Source organism: Embleya sp. NPDC001921, from assembly GCF_053594475.1.
The window spans coordinates 103,044-122,077 of record NZ_JBSFEO010000027.1 but is presented as its reverse complement, the minus strand read 5'-3'; the positions used below and the strand labels follow the sequence as shown (position 1 = coordinate 122,077).

15 protein-coding genes and 1 tRNA gene are annotated in these 19,034 nt (G+C 71.9%); 11 read left to right on the top strand and 5 right to left on the bottom strand.

Annotated elements, in window-relative coordinates; translation table 11 throughout:
* Positions 1-4 precede the first annotated feature (4 nt).
* Positions 5-1,111, bottom strand: a complete 1,107-nt coding sequence (gene galT / locus ACWCPW_RS28855; RefSeq protein ID WP_449764508.1) for a galactose-1-phosphate uridylyltransferase — start codon at positions 1,109-1,111, stop codon at positions 5-7.
* Between the two features lie 136 nt (positions 1,112-1,247).
* Here galT and ACWCPW_RS28850 point away from each other — a divergent pair, with 136 nt between their 5' ends.
* Positions 1,248-2,051: a DeoR/GlpR family DNA-binding transcription regulator gene (locus ACWCPW_RS28850; RefSeq protein ID WP_449764507.1), complete on the top strand. Its 804-nt coding sequence runs from the start codon at positions 1,248-1,250 to the stop codon at positions 2,049-2,051.
* A gap of 66 nt (positions 2,052-2,117) precedes the next feature.
* Entirely contained in the window at positions 2,118-2,477 is a 360-nt protein-coding gene (locus ACWCPW_RS28845) for a hypothetical protein (protein ID WP_449764506.1), read from the top strand.
* A gap of 275 nt (positions 2,478-2,752) precedes the next feature.
* On the opposite strand, the gene ACWCPW_RS28840 is transcribed toward ACWCPW_RS28845, so the two are convergent.
* A tRNA-Arg gene (locus tag ACWCPW_RS28840) sits at positions 2,753-2,825 on the bottom strand.
* A gap of 161 nt (positions 2,826-2,986) precedes the next feature.
* On the opposite strand from ACWCPW_RS28840, the gene ACWCPW_RS28835 reads away from it, so the two are divergent.
* The 9 genes from ACWCPW_RS28835 to ACWCPW_RS28795 all read left to right on the top strand — a co-directional run bounded on the left by ACWCPW_RS28835 (position 2,987) and on the right by ACWCPW_RS28795 (position 15,452).
* Positions 2,987-4,039 carry a Gfo/Idh/MocA family oxidoreductase gene (locus ACWCPW_RS28835; RefSeq protein ID WP_449764505.1) on the top strand — a complete coding sequence of 351 codons (1,053 nt, stop codon included), beginning with the start codon at positions 2,987-2,989 and terminating at the stop codon, positions 4,037-4,039.
* 56 nt (positions 4,040-4,095) lie between these two features.
* Complete coding sequence (locus tag ACWCPW_RS28830; protein ID WP_449764504.1) at positions 4,096-5,475, top strand: ATP-binding protein; 1,380 nt, start codon at positions 4,096-4,098, stop codon at positions 5,473-5,475.
* Between the two features lie 175 nt (positions 5,476-5,650).
* On the top strand, positions 5,651-7,246 hold the full coding sequence (locus ACWCPW_RS28825) for a GTPase (RefSeq protein WP_449764503.1): 1,596 nt from the start codon (positions 5,651-5,653) through the stop codon (positions 7,244-7,246).
* A 226-nt stretch (positions 7,247-7,472) separates the two neighbouring features.
* Positions 7,473-7,943 (top strand): single-stranded DNA-binding protein, encoded by a 471-nt coding sequence (locus ACWCPW_RS28820; RefSeq protein WP_449764502.1) that lies wholly within the window; start codon positions 7,473-7,475, stop codon positions 7,941-7,943.
* A 542-nt stretch (positions 7,944-8,485) separates the two neighbouring features.
* A complete protein-coding gene (locus tag ACWCPW_RS28815; protein WP_449764501.1) occupies positions 8,486-9,904 on the top strand; it encodes a Cys-Gln thioester bond-forming surface protein in 1,419 nt (472 codons plus the stop codon).
* A 263-nt stretch (positions 9,905-10,167) separates the two neighbouring features.
* Positions 10,168-11,832 carry an energy-dependent translational throttle protein EttA gene (gene ettA, locus ACWCPW_RS28810; protein ID WP_449764500.1) on the top strand — a complete coding sequence of 555 codons (1,665 nt, stop codon included), beginning with the start codon at positions 10,168-10,170 and terminating at the stop codon, positions 11,830-11,832.
* A 133-nt stretch (positions 11,833-11,965) separates the two neighbouring features.
* On the top strand, positions 11,966-12,406 hold the full coding sequence (locus tag ACWCPW_RS28805; protein WP_449764499.1) for an acyl-CoA thioesterase: 441 nt from the start codon (positions 11,966-11,968) through the stop codon (positions 12,404-12,406).
* Positions 12,403-13,050: a hypothetical protein gene (locus tag ACWCPW_RS28800; protein ID WP_449764498.1), complete on the top strand. Its 648-nt coding sequence runs from the start codon at positions 12,403-12,405 to the stop codon at positions 13,048-13,050. The genes ACWCPW_RS28805 and ACWCPW_RS28800 overlap by 4 nt, the downstream gene beginning before the upstream one ends.
* 266 nt (positions 13,051-13,316) lie before the next feature.
* A complete protein-coding gene (locus tag ACWCPW_RS28795) occupies positions 13,317-15,452 on the top strand; it encodes an MMPL family transporter (protein WP_449764497.1) in 2,136 nt (711 codons plus the stop codon).
* Between the two features lie 299 nt (positions 15,453-15,751).
* Here the strand turns inward: ACWCPW_RS28795 and ACWCPW_RS28790 are convergent, their stop codons facing one another.
* The 3 genes from ACWCPW_RS28790 to ACWCPW_RS28780 all read right to left on the bottom strand — a co-directional run bounded on the left by ACWCPW_RS28790 (position 15,752) and on the right by ACWCPW_RS28780 (position 18,964).
* Entirely contained in the window at positions 15,752-16,138 is a 387-nt protein-coding gene (locus ACWCPW_RS28790) for a globin (RefSeq protein WP_406300245.1), read from the bottom strand.
* Positions 16,139-16,186: 48 nt separating this feature from the next.
* Positions 16,187-17,665 (bottom strand): SDR family oxidoreductase, encoded by a 1,479-nt coding sequence (locus tag ACWCPW_RS28785; protein WP_449764496.1) that lies wholly within the window; start codon positions 17,663-17,665, stop codon positions 16,187-16,189.
* 264 nt (positions 17,666-17,929) lie between these two features.
* The gene (locus tag ACWCPW_RS28780) at positions 17,930-18,964 is read right to left on the bottom strand and encodes a mechanosensitive ion channel family protein (RefSeq protein ID WP_449764495.1); all 1,035 of its coding nucleotides are present in this window, start codon (positions 18,962-18,964) and stop codon (positions 17,930-17,932) included.
* Positions 18,965-19,034: the final 70 nt, after the last annotated feature.

Below are 19,034 nucleotides of genomic sequence, written 5' to 3'. Positions count from 1 at the left end.
AGCCTCATTCGCCGACCTCCCGCAGTCGTGCCGCCGCGGTCTCCGGCGGTACGTCGCTGATGAACACACCCATCCCGGATTCGCTCCCGGCAAGGTACTTCAGCTTGCCCGGTGCCCGGCGAATCGAGAAAAGCTCCAGGTGGAGCGCGAAGTCCCGGCGCCCCGAGCGGACCGGCGCCTGCTGCCACGCGGAGATGTACGGCGCGGGCTCGCCGTCGAACAGACGGTCGAATCGGCCCAGCAGGTCCAGGTACATCGCGCCGAACTCGGCGCGCGCGGCCTCCTCCAGCGCGAGCAGGTCCGGCACCCGGCGGTTCGGGTACAGGTGCACCTCGTACGGCCAGCGCGCGGCGGCGGGTACGAACGCCGTCCAGTGCCCGCCCTCGGCCACGATCCGCGACCCGTCCGCGCGCTCGTCGGCCAGCACGTCGTCGAACAGGTTGCGGCCGGTGCGGTGCCGGTGCGCGGTCGTGGTGGCGATCATCGCGGCCGTGCGCGGGGTGACGAACGGGTAGGCGTAGATCTGCCCGTGCGAGTGCGGCAGCGTCACGCCGATCTCCCGGCCGCGGTTCTCGAAGCAGTACACCTGCTCGACGCCGGGCAGCGCGGACAACTCGGCGGTGCGGTCGGTCCACGCGTCCAGGACCAGGCGCGCGCGCTCGGGGGTGAGGTCCTTGAACGACGCGTCGTGCTCGGGGGTGAAGCACATCACCTCGCACCGTCCGCCGGAGGGCCGGCGCGGGAACGGGGCGCGGTCCCAGCCGGGTTCGGGGCCCGCCGGTGCGGCGCCGTCGGCCGTGGAGGGGCCGGACATGGACGGGAAGCGGTTCTCGAAGACGACGACTTCGTAGTCGGCCTCGGCGACCTCGGTGGCCCGCTCGGGCGTGGACGGGCACAGCGGGCACGCGTCGGCGGCGGGCAGGTGGGTCCGGGTCTGCCGGTGCGAGGCGACCAGGACCCATTCGTCGAGCAGCCGGTCGTAGCGCATCTCCGAGCCACTGACCACCGGCGCGAGATCGCGATGGTCGACGGCGGTGCGCACCGCGTCGTCCCGCGTGTCGTAGTAGACGATCTCGCGACCGTCGGCCATGACGGCCTGCGTCTTCTTCATACATTCATTTTGCGAAGCTTTCCAAAACTTGTCAATGAGAAAGAAAAAGTGCCTGAATGGCTTGTCATTTGGCGAGATCGATGGGGGATCACCTGCGGTTTGACAAGTTTCGAAAGGTGTCCGCAAGATGCTGCCCATGCCTGACGACGACACCGACGGACTGCCCGCCGAGGGCCGCCGCGCCCGGATGGCCGCGACGATCGCGGACCGGGGTTTCGCCAAGGTCACCGACCTGGCCGAGGCGTTCGGCATCTCGCGCGTGACGGTCCGGGCCGACCTGGAGGTGTTGGAGCGGCAGGGCCGGCTGCGCCGGGTCCGCGGCGGCGCGATGTTCACCGGCCGCGACCCCCGGGTGGAGCCGTCCTTCGAGGAGGCGCTGACCTCGGCGTCGCCCGCGAAGACGCTGATCGGGCGGGCGGCCGCGGCACTGGTATCGCCGTCCGAGAGCGTGGTGCTGGACGTGGGCACGACCACCACGTTCGTGGCACGGGCGCTGGTGGACCGCGAGGAACTGCGCGACCTCGTGGTGTTCACCAACGGGCTGACCATCGCCCTGGAACTGGAACGGGCGATCCCGCGGTTCTCGGTCGTGGTCACCGGCGGCACGCTGCGGCCGTTGCAGCACTCGCTGATCAATCCGCTCGGCGACCACATCCTGGAGCGGATCCACGCCGACACGGTCTTCATCGGCTGCAACGGCGTGCATCCCACCGGCGGCATCACCAACGTGAACCTGCCCGAGGCCGAGGCCAAACGCGCGATGTTGCGGGCCGCGGGTCGCCGGGTCGTGGTCGCGGACGGCTCGAAGCTGGGCCGGGTCGAACTCGCCGAGGTGTGCCCGCTGGCGGACATCGACCTGCTGATCACGAGCGGCGCGGCCGACCCGGAGGCGCTCGACGCGCTGCGCGACGCGGGACTGGAGATCCTGGTCGCGGAGTAGGCGGGCACGCGGAAGTGAGTAGTTGTACGGATGTTCGCGTCGGACCCGCCGCCTAGCGTGACCCGCATGACCTACACGCCTCCCACGCCGGGCAGCAACGGCGAAGGCTTCGCCCGCGCGGCGGCGTTCGTCGTCGGCCTGTTCCTCTTCGTCGTGGTCGCGATGGTCGACCTGTTCATCCTGATCGGCTTCGGCGGCGCCACCGAGTCCTGCGCCAACCAGACGTGCCGCGACTGGTACGGCACCCGACTTCCCTGGGTCTTCGGCCTGTTCGCGCTCAGCTTCGTGACGGCCCTGATCGCCCTGGTCCGCCGTCCCCGCCGACCCGGCGGCCGTCGCGTCGCGATCACCCTGCCGCTGTCCCTCGCCGCCATCGCGCTCCAGGCCACCGCCTTCGCCCTGAGCCAGAACGGCCCGGCGGCCTGAGCGGCCCGTCCGGCCGTGTCGCGCACGCTCCGGGCCGGTGTGTTTTCGGCCGGCGGCCCACGCCGCGCAAAGAGCGTGAAGAGGTCATATCGGCGCGCGGGTTCGGTGCCGCACGTGTCCCGTCACCGCTCGCGCAAGCCTGGTCACGGTCGGGCACCATCGGCCCGCCGAGGGCCTGTGCCGAAGCGGTTCGGCACGGCACGGCATGCCCGAGCAAGGGGCTGACCTGCGCGGACGCCGCCCGGGGGTGCGGGCGGCGGACGGCGGCGTGGCTGTGCCCCCGGCAGGACTCGAACCTGCGACCAAGTGCTTAGAAGGCACCTGCTCTGTCCACTGAGCTACGAGGGCGTGGGCGAATCAGGATCTTGCACTGGATCCGGTCGCGGCACAACAGAATAGGGCCGTGTGCATGCCTCACCGACGTTCCGGCGGTCACCGTTACCTGATCAGACGCAGTTGGCGGCCAGAATGTGATCAGAGAAGGGCCGAATCGGGCAGAGGGAGGCGCAGTGGGTCCCACAAGGACTGTACTTGTCGGCTACGGCGTAGGGGGCTCGGCCTTCCACGCACCCGTCATCGAGGCCACGGAGGGGCTGGAGCTGGCCGCCGTGGTGACCGGGAATCCGGAGCGGCGGTCGGCGGCGCGCGAGCGGCATCCGCAGGCCGAGGTGATCGGGACGACCGACGAGATGTTCGCTCGCGCGGGTGACTTCGACCTCGTGGTGATCACCGTGCCGAACCGGTTCCACGTGCCGCTGGCGGAGCGTGCGCTGGAGGCCGGGCTGCACGTGGTGGTGGACAAGCCGTTCGCGGGGACCGCCGCCGAGGGGCGGGCGCTGGCCGCGACGGCGGCGCGGTGCGAGCGGGTGCTGGGGGTGTACCAGAACCGTCGGTTCGACGGCGACTTCCGGACCGTGCGGCGGTTGGTCGAGGAGGGGCGGCTCGGTGAGGTGTACCGCTTCGAGTCGCGGTTCGAGCGGTGGCGTCCGCAGGTGCGCGCCTCGGGGTGGAAGGAGCAGGCCGACCCGGCGGCGCTGGGCGGGATCCTGTACGACCTCGGGACCCATCTGATCGACCAGGCGGTGACGCTGTTCGGGCGACCCACCCACGTGTACGCCGAGTTGCCCGCCCGGCGGTCAGGGGCGCTCGTGGACGACGACTCGTTCGTGGCGCTCACCCACGCGGGCGGGGTGCGATCGCACCTGTGGATGAGCGCGACGGCGGCCGACCTCGGACCGCGCTTTCGGGTGCTCGGTGCGAAGGCGTCGTACGTGAAGTTCGGGATGGACCCGCAGGAGGAACTGCTGCGCGCCGGGGCCGAGGTCAAGACGCCCGGGTGGGGGACCGAGCCGCCGACGGCGTGGGGAAGGCTCGGTACGCCCGGGGACACCGTGCCGGTGGAGACCGAGCCGGGTGCCTATCAGGACTACTACGCCGCGTTCGCGCGCGCCGTGCGGGGCGAGGGCGCGCCGCCGGTGGCGATCGAGGAGGCGGTGGCCGTCCTGGAGACGATCGAGGCGGCGCGGCGGTCCTCCGCCGACGGGGTGACCGTCGCGTTGTAACCGCGGCGGCACGTTGAGAATGCGGACAATTCGGGCACTGTTCGCCCGTGGTGATCATGGGAAGCGACACCCTGTCCGCAGCCCTCGCCGACCTGCGGGACAAGGTCGTGGCGACGTGCTTCCCGCTCGACCTGCCCGGCGCCGTGCAGGCGCGGTTGGCCCGTCGCGAGTTGATCGACCAACTCGGCGACTACGTGCTGCCCCGGCTCGCGGTGCCGCGCGCGCCGCTGCTCGCGGTGGTCGGCGGGTCCACCGGCGCGGGTCGGTCCACCCTGGTGAACGCCCTGGTCGGGCGCGAGATCACGGTGGCCGGCTCGCTCCGGCCGACCACCCGGGTGCCGGTCCTGGTGTGTCGGTCGGGGGACCGGCACTGGTTCGCCGCCGAACCCGGGATCGACCTGAGGCTGGACGAGCGGGTGCCGCCCGGGATGGCGCTGCTGGACGTGCCCGACATCGACTCGGTCCGCGCCGACAACCGGCGGATCGCGGTTCGCCTGCTCGGGGCCGCCGACCTGTGGATCTTCGTCACCACCGCGTCGCGCTACGCCGACGCCGCGCCGTGGCACCTGCTCCGGCTCGCGCGCGATCGCAACACCCGTCTGGCGATCGTGGTGAACCGGGTGCCGGCGGAGGTACTGGACGAGGTCCGGCCCGACTTCGTCCGGCTGTTGCGGCACGCCGGGTTGGGCGACGTGCCGCTGTACCCGATCGTGGAGACCGAGCAGGGGGCCGGGTTGCCCGAGCGCAACGTGGTGCCGATCCGCACGTGGCTCGCCGAGCGCGGCGCGGATCCGGACGCGCGGGCCGCGGTGGTCCGGCGCACCCTGGGCGGGCTGTTGCACAGCCTGGATCGGCGCGTGCCGCCGCTCGCGCAGGCGGCGGGGCGGCAGTACGAGGCGGCCGGGCGGACGCGCGAGTGCGTGGATCGGGCGTACGCGGCGACCTCGCGATGGGCGCTTCGGGCGCTCGACGACGGGTCGTTGTTGCGCGGCGCGGCGGCGGGACGCTGGTACGAGGGGGACGAGGCGGGGGCCGCGCGGGCGGTCGTGGAGAGCCTGGACGCGCTGGTGGCGGACGCGTTCGCGCGGGGCGCCGAGCGGTCGGCGGGGTGCCTGCCGCGCGACGGGGTCCGTCGGCTCGGGCCCGGGCCGCTCGCGTGGCCGGACCGGGGCGAGCCGCTCGCGCTGATCGCCGCGGTCGGCGGGGCCGCGCTCGGGCCCGGAATCGGCCGCGAGGCGGCGGGGCGGCTCGGCGTCCGGATCGGATCCGAGCCGGCCGCGCGGCTGATCACGGACCTCGCTCGTGAACTGCGCGCGGTGGTCGCGGCGGCGCTGGACGGTGAGCGCGCGCGGCGGGTGGCGGCGGTGGCGCTCCTGCCCGCCCGGGCCGACGCCGGGTTGATCGAGGCGCTCGACGCGGTGCGGAGGAGCGCGTGAGGGGCGGCGGGGTGCGGTCCGGGTGCGGGCGGGGGCTTCGTACCGCTCTCGCGCGGGAGCCGGGTCGTACGCGGTGCGGCGGGCCGGCTCGGGTGGGCCGCGGCGAGGCGCGGGTCGGGGTGCGCCGCCGCGAGACGCGGGTCGGGGTGCGGCCCGGTTCCGTGCGGAGGCTCGGGTGACCGCCGGTGGGCAGGACGTCGATCGGTTCGCCGTGCGTCGGGCCCGGCACGCGATCGGGACCGAGGAGGCGGAGCGACTGATGGCTCGGCTGGCCGCGCTCGATCGCACCGCCGCGCTGGCCCGGGATCGGCTGCCCGGCACCGACCTCGCCTTGATCGAGGACCTGCTCGGCCATGCCGAGACCCGGTTGGGTACGGCCACGTGGCACACCGTGGTCGCGCTCGCGGGCGCCACCGGCGGCGGCAAGTCGTCGTTGTTCAACGTGCTCACCGGGCTGCGGCTGGCGGACACCGGCGCTCGGCGGCCGACCACCCGGACCACGCTGGCGTGCGCGTGGGATCCCGAGGGCGCGGCGCCGCTGCTGGACCTGCTCGGGATCGAGCCGGCGCACCGGGTGGCCCGGCACGGCTCGTTGGACGCGCGCCGAGGCGGCGGGATGCCGGCCGGCCTGGTGCTGCTCGACCTGCCCGATCACGACTCGATCGACCTCGCGCACCGGGCGGAGGTGGACGCGGTCGTGGCGGTCGCGGATCACATCGTGTGGGTGCTCGATCCGCAGAAGTACGCCGACGCGATCGTGCACGACCGCTATCTGCGGCCGTTGCGGCACCACGGGCCCGGCATGACGGTGGTGCTCAACCACGCGGACCGGCTGCCGGCGGGGGACCTCGCGGCCTGCCTGACCGACGTGCGGGCGCTGTTGGCGGCCGACGGGCTCGCCGAGGTCCGGGTGCTGGCGACGTCGCCGGAGACCGGGATCGGGATCGCCGAGCTGCGCCGGGTGGTGGTGGCCGCGGCCGGTCCCGGCGAGGCTTCGGTGACCCGGCTGGCCGCGGATCTGGACACGTTGACCGAACGCCTCGATCCGTACTTCGCCGGTGCGGCGCCCGGCGTGGACGCGTTCACCGCCGAGGACCGCGACGCGCTCGTGGACGGGTTGTGCGACGCGGCCGGGGTGGCGGTTCTCGCGGCCGCCGCCGGGGAGGAGCCGCGGTTGCCGCGAGGGCCGCTGTCGGGTCGTCGGGTGCGGCGGCCGGCGACGCGGCCCGCGCCGGTCCAGATGCATCGGGCCGAGCGGGTGATCCGGCGGGCGGGGGCGACGTGGACGCGGGGGCTGCCCGCGCAGTGGGCGGGTGGCGTGCATCGGGTGTTGGCCGAGGGGTTGCGGAGGTTGTCGGACGAGGTGGACGCGGTGCTGACGGGGGCCGCGCCGGAGGCCGCTCCGCCGGCGCTCGGCGTGCGGGTCGCGGTGGGCGCGCAGTGGGTCGGGGTGATCGCGGTGGTGGCCGGCGTGGTCGGCGCGGGGTCGGCCCGGGCCGGGGGGCCGGTGGCGCGCGGGCTCGGGATGCCGGCCTCGTGGTGGGTGGTGGTGGCGGGGCTCGTGCTGGTGGTGGCGGGGGTGTGGTGCGCGCGCCGGGTGGCGCGGACGGCCGCGGATCGGCGGACGGCGGAGGTGGCGGCGGAGTTGCGGTCGCGGGTGGGGGAGGTGGCGGATCGGTTGCTGGTCGGGCCGGCGGAGGGGGAGTTGGCGCGGTATCGGGAGGCGCACGGGCATTTCGTGGCGGCTCGGGAGCCGATGCGGCGGGGGTGAGGGGCGGGGCGGGGGTGCGGCGGGGTGCGGCGGGGACTGTGTCACCCATGGGGGTGACGGGTGGCGGGGCGTCCCTCACGTGGGTGACGTGGTGTCGTGCACAGGGGGCGCGTTGTCCACAGCCCGTCCCGGCCCGTCGCCGGTCGACCGCCGCGTGCCGGATCGTCGAGGGCGGACGGCGATGTCGCGGGGCACGCCGTGACCCGCGGCGACACAGGAGGCAAGCGTGGACACGTACGTGACGGTGATCGGCAACGCCGCGAGCGATGTCCGGGTCCAGATGACCCAGGCGGGTGTGCCCCTGGCCCGCTTCCGGATGGCGGTGTCGCCCAGGCGCTTCGATCGGGAGACGGGGACGTGGGTGTCGGGGGACGCGTCCTTCTACACGGTCGTGTGCTTTCGGGGCCTGGCGGAGAACGTGACGAGTTCGATCGACAAGGGCGACCCGCTGGTGGTCACGGGTCGGCTGCGGGTGCGCGAGTGGGAGCGCGAGGGGCGGTGGTGGACCGTCACCGAGATCGACGCGTCCTCGGTGGGACACGACCTCGCCCGCGGGGTCGCGGAGTTTCGGCGGGTGGGTCGGCCCGCGCGCCTGTCGGTCGTGGCGGACGGCGTCGCGACGGGTTCGGCGGCCGAGCAGGGCACCCTCGCGATCGGGGCCGAGTCCGGATCCGTCGGCACGGAGGAGGCCGCGTGAATTGTCCCGGCGGATGATCGCGTGTTCGGGAAAGCCATTCATTGTTGATGGCGGAGATAATTCAAGGCGGTTTCGGGAACGAATCTGGAACAGAATTGTGACGACTCGCGGCAGGTGCGATCCGCGCCAAACCGGACCAACCGCCGCATGCCCCTCAACCGGTGGGGTGGGAGAGTGGAAAAAGCCGGATCGTGGGGGCGAATAGCGCCCGAGAAAAGGCATTGGTCACGGAAAGGACCGATTCGGTCGGTTGTGAACCTTGACAAATCAATAGCGGATGAGATGGCCCTGATCAGCGCCTATGCGGCTTGCCATACCCCATAGGCGGCTATATCCGTCGAAGACTTGTCGACTTCCCGATATGCGAATTGACATCCTCGACGTGGATCTTCTCCCGAGGTAAAGAACGTGAAACAAATGAGTACCCCGGGTCGCGAGAGGTGGCCCGACTGCTCATACCATTCAACGGTTCTTTACTCGCGCCCCGCTCGGGGGAACCATGCGCCGCGCGAGTCGGCATACATTTTCGAGGGGACCACCACATGTTCCGTACACCGGGACGGACGGCCACCCGCTTGTCGGCCATGGTCATTGCCGGCGGCTTGGCGGCGGCCGGCGTGATCGGTTTCGCGGGTGCGGCCAGTGCGGAAGGCGCCAAGGGCGTCTACAAGGGCGGCGATGTCGGTGCGGACATCTACCTGCAGGGCAAGGACAAGTCGCAGCGCGCCTCGATCCTGAAGCTCGAGGTCGACGGCAAGATCCTGCGTACCTACTGCATCGACTTCCACACCCTCGTTCGTGACGAGGCGAAGTACGACGAGTCGGGCTGGAAGGAGACCTCCTTCGGCACCAAGGCCGACAAGGCCAAGGTCAAGTGGGTGCTCCTGAACTCCTTCCCGACGGTGGACCTGGGGGCCGTTCGCGCGAAGGTCGGCGCTCCGGAGCTGACCGAGGGCGAGGCCGCCGCCGCCACGCAGGCCGCCATCTGGCACTTCACCGACGGCCAGAAGCTGGACGAGGGCAAGAAGAACGACGGCGACATCGTCAAGCTCTACAAGTACCTGGTCGGCGACGCCAACAAGGGCGACGTCACCGAGCCCCCCGTCTCGCTCTCGGTGACCCCGGGCGAGAAGGCCGGCAAGATCAACGACAAGCCCGGCATCGGCCCGTTCGAGGTCAAGACCAACGCCGAGGGCAAGTCGATCAACGCCAAGCTGCTCGAGGGCGACGCCGACGCCAAGGCCACCCTGGTGGACGCCGACGGCAAGGCGGTCGACAAGGTCGGCAACGGCGACAAGCTTTACGTGAACGCCTCCAAGGCCACCAAGGCCGGCAGCCAGACCTTCCAGGTCTCCGGTGAGTCGACCGTGCAGGCGGGTCGGGTCTTCCAGGGCGTCAACAAGGACGGGTCGACCAGCCAGCTCCTGATCGTCGCCGACAAGCAGAAGGTGCAGACCTCCGACAAGGCGATCGCCAAGTGGGGCAACCCCGGCAAGGGCCCGCTCCCGGAGATCAACGCCACCAAGGACTGCGTCGACGGCGGCGTGAAGGTCACCGTCAAGAACACCGGTGACGAGTCGTACAAGTTCAAGCTCGACGGCAAGGAAACCACCGTCGAGGCCGGCAAGTCGGTCGACCAGGTCGTCAAGGTCGCCGAAGACCAGGCCTACAAGATCACCATCGTGGGCCCCGACGGCAAGACCGCCAAGGAGTTCACCGGCACGCTCGACTGCAAGACCGCCGGCGCCACCGAAGGTGTCACCGGCGGTACCTCGGGCGGCAGCACCGGCGGGACGCCGGCTCCGGTGAACCCGAAGGGTCCGGACCTGGCCGCCACCGGTAGCGACAGCAGCAACACCCCCGTGATCCTGGGCGGCGCCGGTGCGCTCCTGCTCGCGGGTGGCGGTCTGGTGTTCTACATGCGCCGCCGCAACAACGGCTCGGACGGCGTCGCCGCCTGATTCGGGCGCCGCTGATCGAACCACACCGATAACCGTCGGGCCCCGACGCGCAGCCGGCGCGTCGGGGCCCGACGTCGTCCCCGGCACCACCGTCGCCTGCCGCCCGGCGTTCGAGGACGAGTGGCCCGCCTGCCCGGCCGACGAGTCCCGCGGCCGACGATCGCGCGGCCCGGCGCCGAAATCCCGCGACGCGGCGCCGAGGATCGCGCGCCCTTCGGGCACCCATGCACGGGCACTGCCCGGCAGACCATAGGCTTGGACGCATGGCTGAGTACATCTACACCATGCGCAAGGCGCGTAAAGCGCACGGCGACAAGGTGATCCTCGACGACGTGACGCTCAGCTTCCTGCCGGGAGCCAAGATCGGCGTCGTCGGCCCGAACGGCGCGGGTAAGTCGACCGTTCTGAAGATCATGGCCGGGCTGGAACAGCCGTCCAACGGCGACGCGTTTCTGTCCCCCGGCTACACCGTCGGCATCCTGCTGCAAGAGCCTCCCCTGGACGAGTCCAAGACCGTCCTGGAGAACGTCGAGGACGGCGTCAAGGAGATCAAGGGCAAGCTGGACCGGTTCAACGCCATCGCCGAGGAGATGGCGACCAACTACACCGACGAGCTGATGGCCGAGATGGGCGAGCTGCAGGACCAGCTCGACCACGCGAACGCCTGGGAGCTCGACTCGCAGCTCGAACAGGCCATGGACGCGCTGGGCTGCCCGCCCGGCGACTGGCCGATCGTGAACCTCTCCGGTGGCGAGAAGCGCCGCGTGGCGTTGTGCAAGCTGCTCCTCGAAGCGCCCGACCTGCTCCTCCTGGACGAGCCGACCAACCACCTCGACGCGGAGAGCGTGCAGTGGCTGGAGCAGCACCTGGAGAAGTACGCCGGCACCGTCGTCGCGGTCACCCACGACCGGTACTTCCTGAACAACGTCGCCCAGTGGATCTGTGAGGTCGACCGCGGTCGGCTGCACCCCTACGAGGGCAACTACTCCACCTACCTGGACACCAAGGCCACCCGCCTGAAGGTCGAAGGGCAAAAGGACGCCAAGCGGCAGAAGCGGCTCAAGGACGAGCTCGAGTGGGTGCGCTCCAACGCGAAGGGCCGCCAGGTCAAGAGCAAGGCGCGCCTGGCCCGCTACGAGGAGATGGCCGCCGAGGCGGACAAGATGCGGAAGCTGGACTTCGAGGAGATCCAGATCCCGCCGGGTCCGCGCCTGGGTAACGTCGTGGTCGAGGTGGACCACCTCAGCAAGGGCTTCGACGAGAAGCTGCTGATCGACGACCTGTCCTTCACGCTGCCGCGCAACGGCATCGTGGGCATCATCGGTCCGAACGGCGCGGGCAAGACCACGCTGTTCAAGATGCTGATCGACGCCGAGACGCCGGACTCGGGCGACATCAAGGTCGGCGAGACCGTCAAGGTCTCCTACGTCGACCAGTCGCGCGGCGGCCTGGACCCGAAGAAGAACCTGTGGGAGGTCGTCTCCGACGGCCTGGACTACATCAAGGTCGGCAACGTCGAGGTGCCGTCCCGGGCCTACGTCAGCGCGTTCGGGTTCAAGGGCCCGGACCAGCAGAAGCCCACCGGCGTGCTCTCCGGCGGTGAGCGCAACCGCCTCAACCTGGCGTTGACGCTCAAGCAGGGCGGCAACCTGCTGCTGCTCGACGAACCGACCAACGACCTCGACGTCGAGACCCTGTCCAGCCTGGAGAACGCGCTCCTGGAGTTCCCGGGCTGCGCCGTGGTCGTCTCGCACGACCGCTGGTTCCTGGACCGGGTGACCACGCACATCCTCGCCTACGAGGGCGACTCGAAGTGGTTCTGGTTCGAGGGCAACTTCGAGTCGTACGAGAAGAACAAGATCGAGCGCCTGGGCGCCGACGCGGCCCGGCCGCATCGCGCGACGTACAAGAAGCTCAAGCGCAACTGACCCACCCGGTCGGCACGGCGTAACCGGTGGCCTGTCGTATGCCCGCATACGGCAGGCCACCGGCGTCCTTCGGCCGGTACGCGCTCGGGCGCCCGGGTCGCGTCGACACAGGAACAGAGAAGAGGACTGGCACGTGGCCAGGCACATCTACCAGGCGACGCTTCGGTGGTCCGACATGGACGCCTACCGGCACATCAACAATGTGCAGTACCTCCGCTACCTGGAGGAGGCGCGCGTGGACATGATGTTCACCCTCGGGCAACGCGAGGGGGCCAAGACGCTCTCCGAGGGCGTGGTGATCGCCCGGCACGAGATCGACTACAAACGACCGCTGGTGTGGCGTGCCGAGCCGGTGCGGGTGGAGACGTGGGTGACCCACATCGGCGCCGCCCGGTTCACGCTCGCCTACGAGGTCAAGGACGACGAGCAGGTGTACGCGACGGCGCTGTCCGTGCTGGTGCCCTATTCGCTGGACGAGCAGCGCCCCCGGCGGCTGACCGGGGAGGAGCGGGCCTACCTGGAGCGCTTCGTCGAACCGCAGGACGAGCCGGAGGGGCGGCGGGTCCGCCCATGACCGTGTTGCGCTTCGCCGATCCCGCCGCCGCCGCGGACCTGGGCGGCTACCTGAGCCGACTGTTGCGCTACGACCGCCGCGCGGTGGTGCGGGTGCGGGCCGAGGGCTCCGTGCTCGGTACGTTCGGCCACCCGCCGTTCGGCGAGGCCGCGTCGGGCGTGATCACGCTGCGCGCGAGCGAGTTGGCCGGGCCGGCGAGCGTGGACGCGACCGTGTCCGCGGGGCAACTCCTGGACGCGATCACCGACGACGCGAGCGTGAGTCTGCCGCCGTCGGTGACCGGTCCCGGGTGGGCCGGCCTGCTGCCGCCGCGCACCGGCTGGGAGCGGGTCGCCGAGCTCGCCGTGCTCGACCTGGCCCGCGAAGTGGCCGCCGGCGTCGCCGAGTTCCGAGCCCGCACCGAGTCCGGCCCGCCGCGCGCCGAACTCGACCGGATCGCCGCCGACATCTGGACCCGACCGATGACCGGCCGGCTCCCGCTGCGTGCCGCGCACGCCGCCCAGTCGTTCGGCTTCCTGGGCCCGCCCGACCCCGAGGGGCGGGCGGCGGTCCTCGCCTGCGGCGCCTGGCTGCGCCTGGAGGCCCGCTACGGCTCGGTCTCCGTCCGCCGGGAAGGCGCCCCGGGCATCCTCTTCACCCGCTGACGCCGCTTTGGGCCGGGCCCTCGACCTACCCGAGGCGCCCGTCCCGGTCGGTCCGCGCGCGTCGGCCCACTCGCCCCGACCGGCCGCCCGCGGCCGGCCGAGACCGCGGTTCGGGGCGAACCGACGTCGCACCGGCGTCCCCTGACGTCTCGTCAGGTTTTCTTGACGCTCCGTCATGTTCGGCGACGTGGTGTGTCGATCTTTGTCTCGGGAGACACATACCGGCGTTGTGTGACCAGCGTTGTTCGTGGCGAGGGGACCGGACCATGGAGCGCGTCAAGGCGATGGCCGCTTGGCCCTGTGGGCGGCGATCCAAGTGGGTTGTGCTGATCGTGTGGGTGGCACTGCTGGTCGGGGCGTTCCCGCTCGCCGGCAAGCTGCCGGACGTCGAGCGCAACGAGGCGTCCGCGTGGCTGCCGGGGGCGGCCGAGTCGACCAAGGTGATCAAGCTGCAGAGTCGGCTCCAGGACGTCGACACGGTCACCGCGGTCGTCGTCTACGAGCGCACCGCGGGGCTGAGCGAGCCCGACCGCGCCGCGATCCTGGCGCAGACCGAGCGGATCCGAAAGACCCCGGGCGTCGTCGGGCCGATCGCGGATCCGACCTTCGAGCCCGGCGGCCGGGCGGCCCAGGTGCTGGCACCGATCGAAATGGACCCGAAGGTCGGCTGGAGCGAGTTCATCGACGTCGTCGACGACGTGGACACGATCACCGAGGGGTCGCCGCCGGGGTTGCGCGCCTACGTGACCGGCCCGGCCGGGATCGGCGCGGACCAGGGCAAGGCGTTCGAGGGCATCGACGGCGTACTGCTGTACAGCGCGCTCGCCGTGGTGATCGTGCTGCTCCTGCTCACCTACCGCAGCCCCGTCCTGTGGTTGCTGCCGGTGCTCACCGTGGTGGCGGCGCTGTTCGGCGCGCAGGCCTTCGTCTACCTGTTCGCCAAGCACGACGTGGTCGTGGTCAACGCCCGGAGCGCGGCCATCCTGACCGTGTTGATCTTCGGGGCGGGCACCGACTACGCCCTGCTCCTGGTCGCGCGCTATCGCGAGGAGTTGCGCCGCTACCAGGACCGGCACGAGGCGATGGCCCACGCGCTGCTGCGCGCCGGGCCCGCGCTGCTCGCCAGCGCCGCGACCGTCGGCGTGGGCATGTTGTGCCTGTTGGCCGCGCGGATGAACTCGACCTCGGGGCTCGGTCCGGTGTGCGCCCTGGGCATCCTGGTCGGCCTGGTCGCGATGGTCACGCTGTTGCCCGCCCTGCTGGTGATCTGCGGGCGATGGGTGTTCTGGCCGGTCCGCCCCGGGCACGGCACCGCCGACCCGGCCGCCACCGGCATGTGGGCCCGGATGGGCACCGGGATCGCCCGCCGGCCGCGGATCGTGTGGATCGGCACGAGCCTCGCGCTGGCCGCTCTCTCGCTCGGCCTGTTCGCGCTCGAGGCCGACGGGCTCAGCAACAAGGACACCTTCATCGGGCACCCGGAGTCGATCAAGGGCGCCGAGGTCGCCGCCCGCTACTTCCCGCAGGGCTCGGGCGCCCCGGTCGTGGTGATCGCCCGCGAACCGGCGGCCGGCGCGGTGGTCGCGGCGCTGTCCACCGACCCGGGGGTGCTGCCCGCGCACCAGGTCCGGGCCCGGAACGGGCTCGTGGAGATCGACGCCACGCTCAAGGACGGCGCGGACAGTACCGCCGCGCAACGCACGGTCGAGCGGCTGCGCGACCTGGCACACGCCGTACCGGACGCGGCGGCCGAGGTCGGCGGCACCACCGCGGTGAACATCGACATCGCCCGGGCCCAGCGGTACGACGACAAGTGGATCATCCCGCTCGTGCTCCTGGCCGTCCTGGTGATCCTGGCGCTGCTGCTGCGCGCGGTGGCCGCGCCGGTGATCCTGGTGGCCACCGTGGTGTTGTCCTTCGCCGCGGCGCTCGGGGCCAGTGCGCTGGTGTTCGAGTACGTCTTCGGCTTCGCCGGCGCCGACACGTCGTTGCCGCTGTTCGTGTTCGTCTTCCTGGTCGCGCTCGGGATCGACTACAACATCTTCCTGATGACCCGCGTGCGCGAGGAGACCGCCCGGCACGGCGCGCGGCCGGGGGCGTTGATCGGGCTGCGCGCCACCGGCGGCGTGATCACCTCGGCGGGCCTGGTGCTGGCGAGCACGTTCGGCGTCCTGGGCACGCTGCCGGTGGTCACGTTCGCCGAGATCGGCTTCGCGGTCGCGCTCGGCGTGCTCCTGGACAGCATCGTGGTCCGCTCGATCCTGGTCACCGCGCTCACCCTGGACGTGGGCCGGGTGATGTGGTGGCCCAGCGTGCTGTACCGGCACCCGGTGCGGGAGTCCGAACCCGATCAGTCCCCGTCCGACCACCACACCGCGGTGTCCGGCGGCAGCACGAGCTGATCACCCTCGCCCGATTCCACCGGCCGGAGGCGAGCAGCGCCGAGCGGGCGAAGACCGGATCCCGGCGCGCCGCGGCGGGCAGGTCCTCGACCTCGGGCAGGCCCGACTCCTCGCCCCGGTAGAGGTGGACCGAACCGGTGCGCTCTCGCACGAGGTGTGGTTGGGCACCACGTCCACCACGTCCACCACGTCCACCACGACCTTCAGGCCGAGTTCGTGCGCGCGCTCGAAGACCCGGTCCGGTCGTCGAGGGTGCCGAACAGCGGGTCCACGTCCCGCGGATCGTGGCTGTCGCCCCGTCAGTCCAGCCGGTTCACCATCGACTGCGCGGCGTAGACCAGGTAGTCCCACAGGGTGTTCTCCTGCTCGGCCGGCAACGCGATGTCCTCCACGGCCGCCCGCATGTGCCGCAGCCACGCGTCACGGGCCTCCTCGGTCACCGCGAACGGCGCGTGCCGCATCCGCAACCTCGGGTGCCCGCGCTGGTCGCTGTAGGTGCGTGGACCGCCCCAGTACTGCACCAGGAACATCCGCAGCCGGTCCTCGGCACCGTCGAGGTCCTCCTCCGGATACATCGGGCGCAGCAGGGGATCCTCGCGCACGCCCTGGTAGAAGCGGTGCACGAGCTTGACGAACGTCTCCTCGCCGCCCACGGCTTCGTAGAGACTCGGTTCCGGCTCTCGCATCTCGGTCACCGTTCCATCCTCCCAGATGGCCCGGCGGGCCGGGCGGGCTCAGCCCGATCGTTCCGCGGCCCGGGCGATGCCCCGGCGCATGCCGCCGAAGACGACGCCGTGGAAGGGGAACACCGCCCACCAGTACACGTGCCCGAGCAGGCCCCGGGGGTGGAACAGCGCACGCTGGCGATAGTGCGTGCGGCCGTCCCGGCTACCGACGGTGAACTCCAGCCAGGCCAGTCCCGGCAGCCGCATCTCCGCGCGCAGCCGGAGCAGCTCACCGGGCACCACCTCCTCGACCCGCCAGAAGTCCAGCGAGTCGCCGACCCGCAGGCGGTGCGGATCCCGGCGCCCGCGGCGCAGCCCGACCCCGCCCGCGATCCGGTCCAGCGCACCGCGTACCGACCAGGCCAGCGGCCACGAGTGCCAGCCGTTGTCGCCGCCGATGCCCTCGATCACCCGCCACACGGCCGCCGGGGAGGCGGCCGGCTCCGCCTCGCGGACGTCCTCGTACAGCGAACCACCGGACCAGTCCGGGTCGGTGGGCAGCGGATCGCTCGGCGCACCGGCCAGGCCCGCCGAGGACCAGCGGGTGGCCACGTCCGCGTCGCGGATGCGCTTGAGGGCCAGTTCGAGCGCGCGGTCGAAGCCGGTCAAGCCGTCCGGCGGGTCCGGGATCCAGCGTGCGATGTCGTGCTCGTGGCAGATCACCTCGCTGCGCAGCGACTCCACCAGCGGTCGGGCCAGGGCGCCGGGCACCGGTGTGATCAGGCCCACCCAGTGACTGGACAACGACGGCGTGAGCATCGGCACCGGCAACACGTGCCGCCGGGGCAGGCCCGCCACCGCCGCGTAGCGCTGCATCATCCGCTCGTAGGTCAGCACGTCGGGCCCGCCGACGTCGAAGGCGCGGTCCACCTCCGGCGGCAGCTCGGCGCATCCGACCAGGTAGTGCAGGACGTCGCGGACCGCGATCGGCTGGATCCGCGAGGTGACCCAGCGCGGGGTGACCATCACCGGCAGCCGCTCGGTGAGATGGCGCAACATCTCGAAGGAGGCCGACCCCGAGCCGATGATCACCGCCGCGCGCAGCACCACCGCGGGCACCGAGGACGCGAGCAGGATCTCGCCGACCTCGGCGCGCGAGCGCAGGTGCGGCGAGGAGTCGCGGGCGGCGGACCCGGCGGCCGGGCCCAGCCCGCCGAGGTAGACCAACCGGCCCACGCCCGCGTCCTCGGCCGCGGCGGCGAAGGTGCGCGCACTCTCGCGATCGGTGTCGGCGAAGCGCGGTCCGCTGCCGAGCGCGTGGATCAGGTAGTACGCGACGTCCACGCCGTCGAGGGCGCGGCGCACCGCGGCCGGATCGAGCACGTCGGCGCGGACGATCTCGACCCGGTCCGCCCACGGGTGATCACGCAGCTTGTCCGGGGTTCGCGCCATGCAGCGGACGCGGTAGCCGGCCGCGAGCAGTTCGGGCACCAGCCGGCCACCGAGGTAGCCGGTGGCGCCGGTGACCAGACACAAGAGGGAGTCCACCCGGCCCAGTCTCGGGGACGGCACGCGCGGATCCGGTGTGGACGCGCCCGAGGGCAACCCGTTCGGTCCGCCGGACGGGCCGGCGGCAACCCGTTCGCGGGCGGGCCCGGCACCTACCCGCGCCCGCCGTGCGGCCCGGCGAGCATTCGTGCGTGCCCGTCGTCCCCGGCGACCACGCGCCCGCGCCCGCCGTCTTCGGCGAGCATCCCGTCCCTGCCCGCCATCTGCGGGACCACCCGCCCGTGCCCGCCGTCCGGCCCTGGTTCAGGAGCCCGGCGCGCCCGGCGCCTGCGGTGTCGGCGGGGCCGGCGGCGGATTCACCGGAACCGGTGCCGGCTCGGCCGGGGCGGGCGCCGGGCCGTCCTCCGTGCCGGGTCCCGTCGCGCTCGCGATCGGCTCGCTGATCCGGATGCCCGCGTCGTCGAACGCGCGCTTGAGTCGGCCGCGCAGCTCACGCGCGACCGGCAACTCCTGGCCCGGCATGGTCTTGATCTGGACTTGGAGGACCACCGAGTCGGCGGTCACCGACTCCATCCCGACCACGTTCGCCGAGCCCCACACGCGCTCGTTCCACGGCTCCACCTCGGCCAGCGCCTCGGCGGTGGAGGCGATCACCGCGCGCACCTTGTCCACGTCCTCGTGGTAGCCGACCTGGACGTCCACCTTGGCGGTGCCCCAGCCCTGGCTCTTGTTGCCGATCCGCTTGATCTCGCCGTTGCGGATGTACCAGACGGTGCCGTCCACGTCGCGCAGCTTGGTGATCCGCAGGCCCACCTCGACCACGGTGCCGGTCGCGGGGCCCGCGTCGACCAGGTCGCCCACGCCGTACTGGTCCTCCAGGATCATGAACATCCCGGACAGGAAGTCGGTGACCAGGTTGCGCGCGCCGAAGCCCAGCGCGATGCCGGCGATGCCCGCGCTGGCCAGCAGCGGCGCGAGGTTGACCTTGAACTCGCCGAGCACCATCAGCCCGGCGATGCCCAGGATCACGAACGACGCGGTGCTGCGCAGCACCGAGCCGACCGTCTCGGCGCGCTGGCGGCGCCGCTCGGCGTTCAACAGGAAGCCGGTCACCGGCCGCCCGCTGCTGTCGGTGCCGCTGTTGGCCATCCGGCCGACCAGTTGGGTGATCAATTTCCTGGTCACCGCGCGCAGGATCAGCGCGATCAGGATGATCACCAGGATCCGGATCGGCGTCACCACGAGGGACTCGCCGTGCCGGTCGAACCAGGACGACACCTTGCCGTCGCTCTTGGCGACGTCGTACGACAGCAGGATTCCGGGGACGGGCGCGGACACGTACGAGACCTTTCGGACGACGAGCGGGAGACACTGCCCCCGCGACGGGGGATCGGCTCCCCACAGTAGC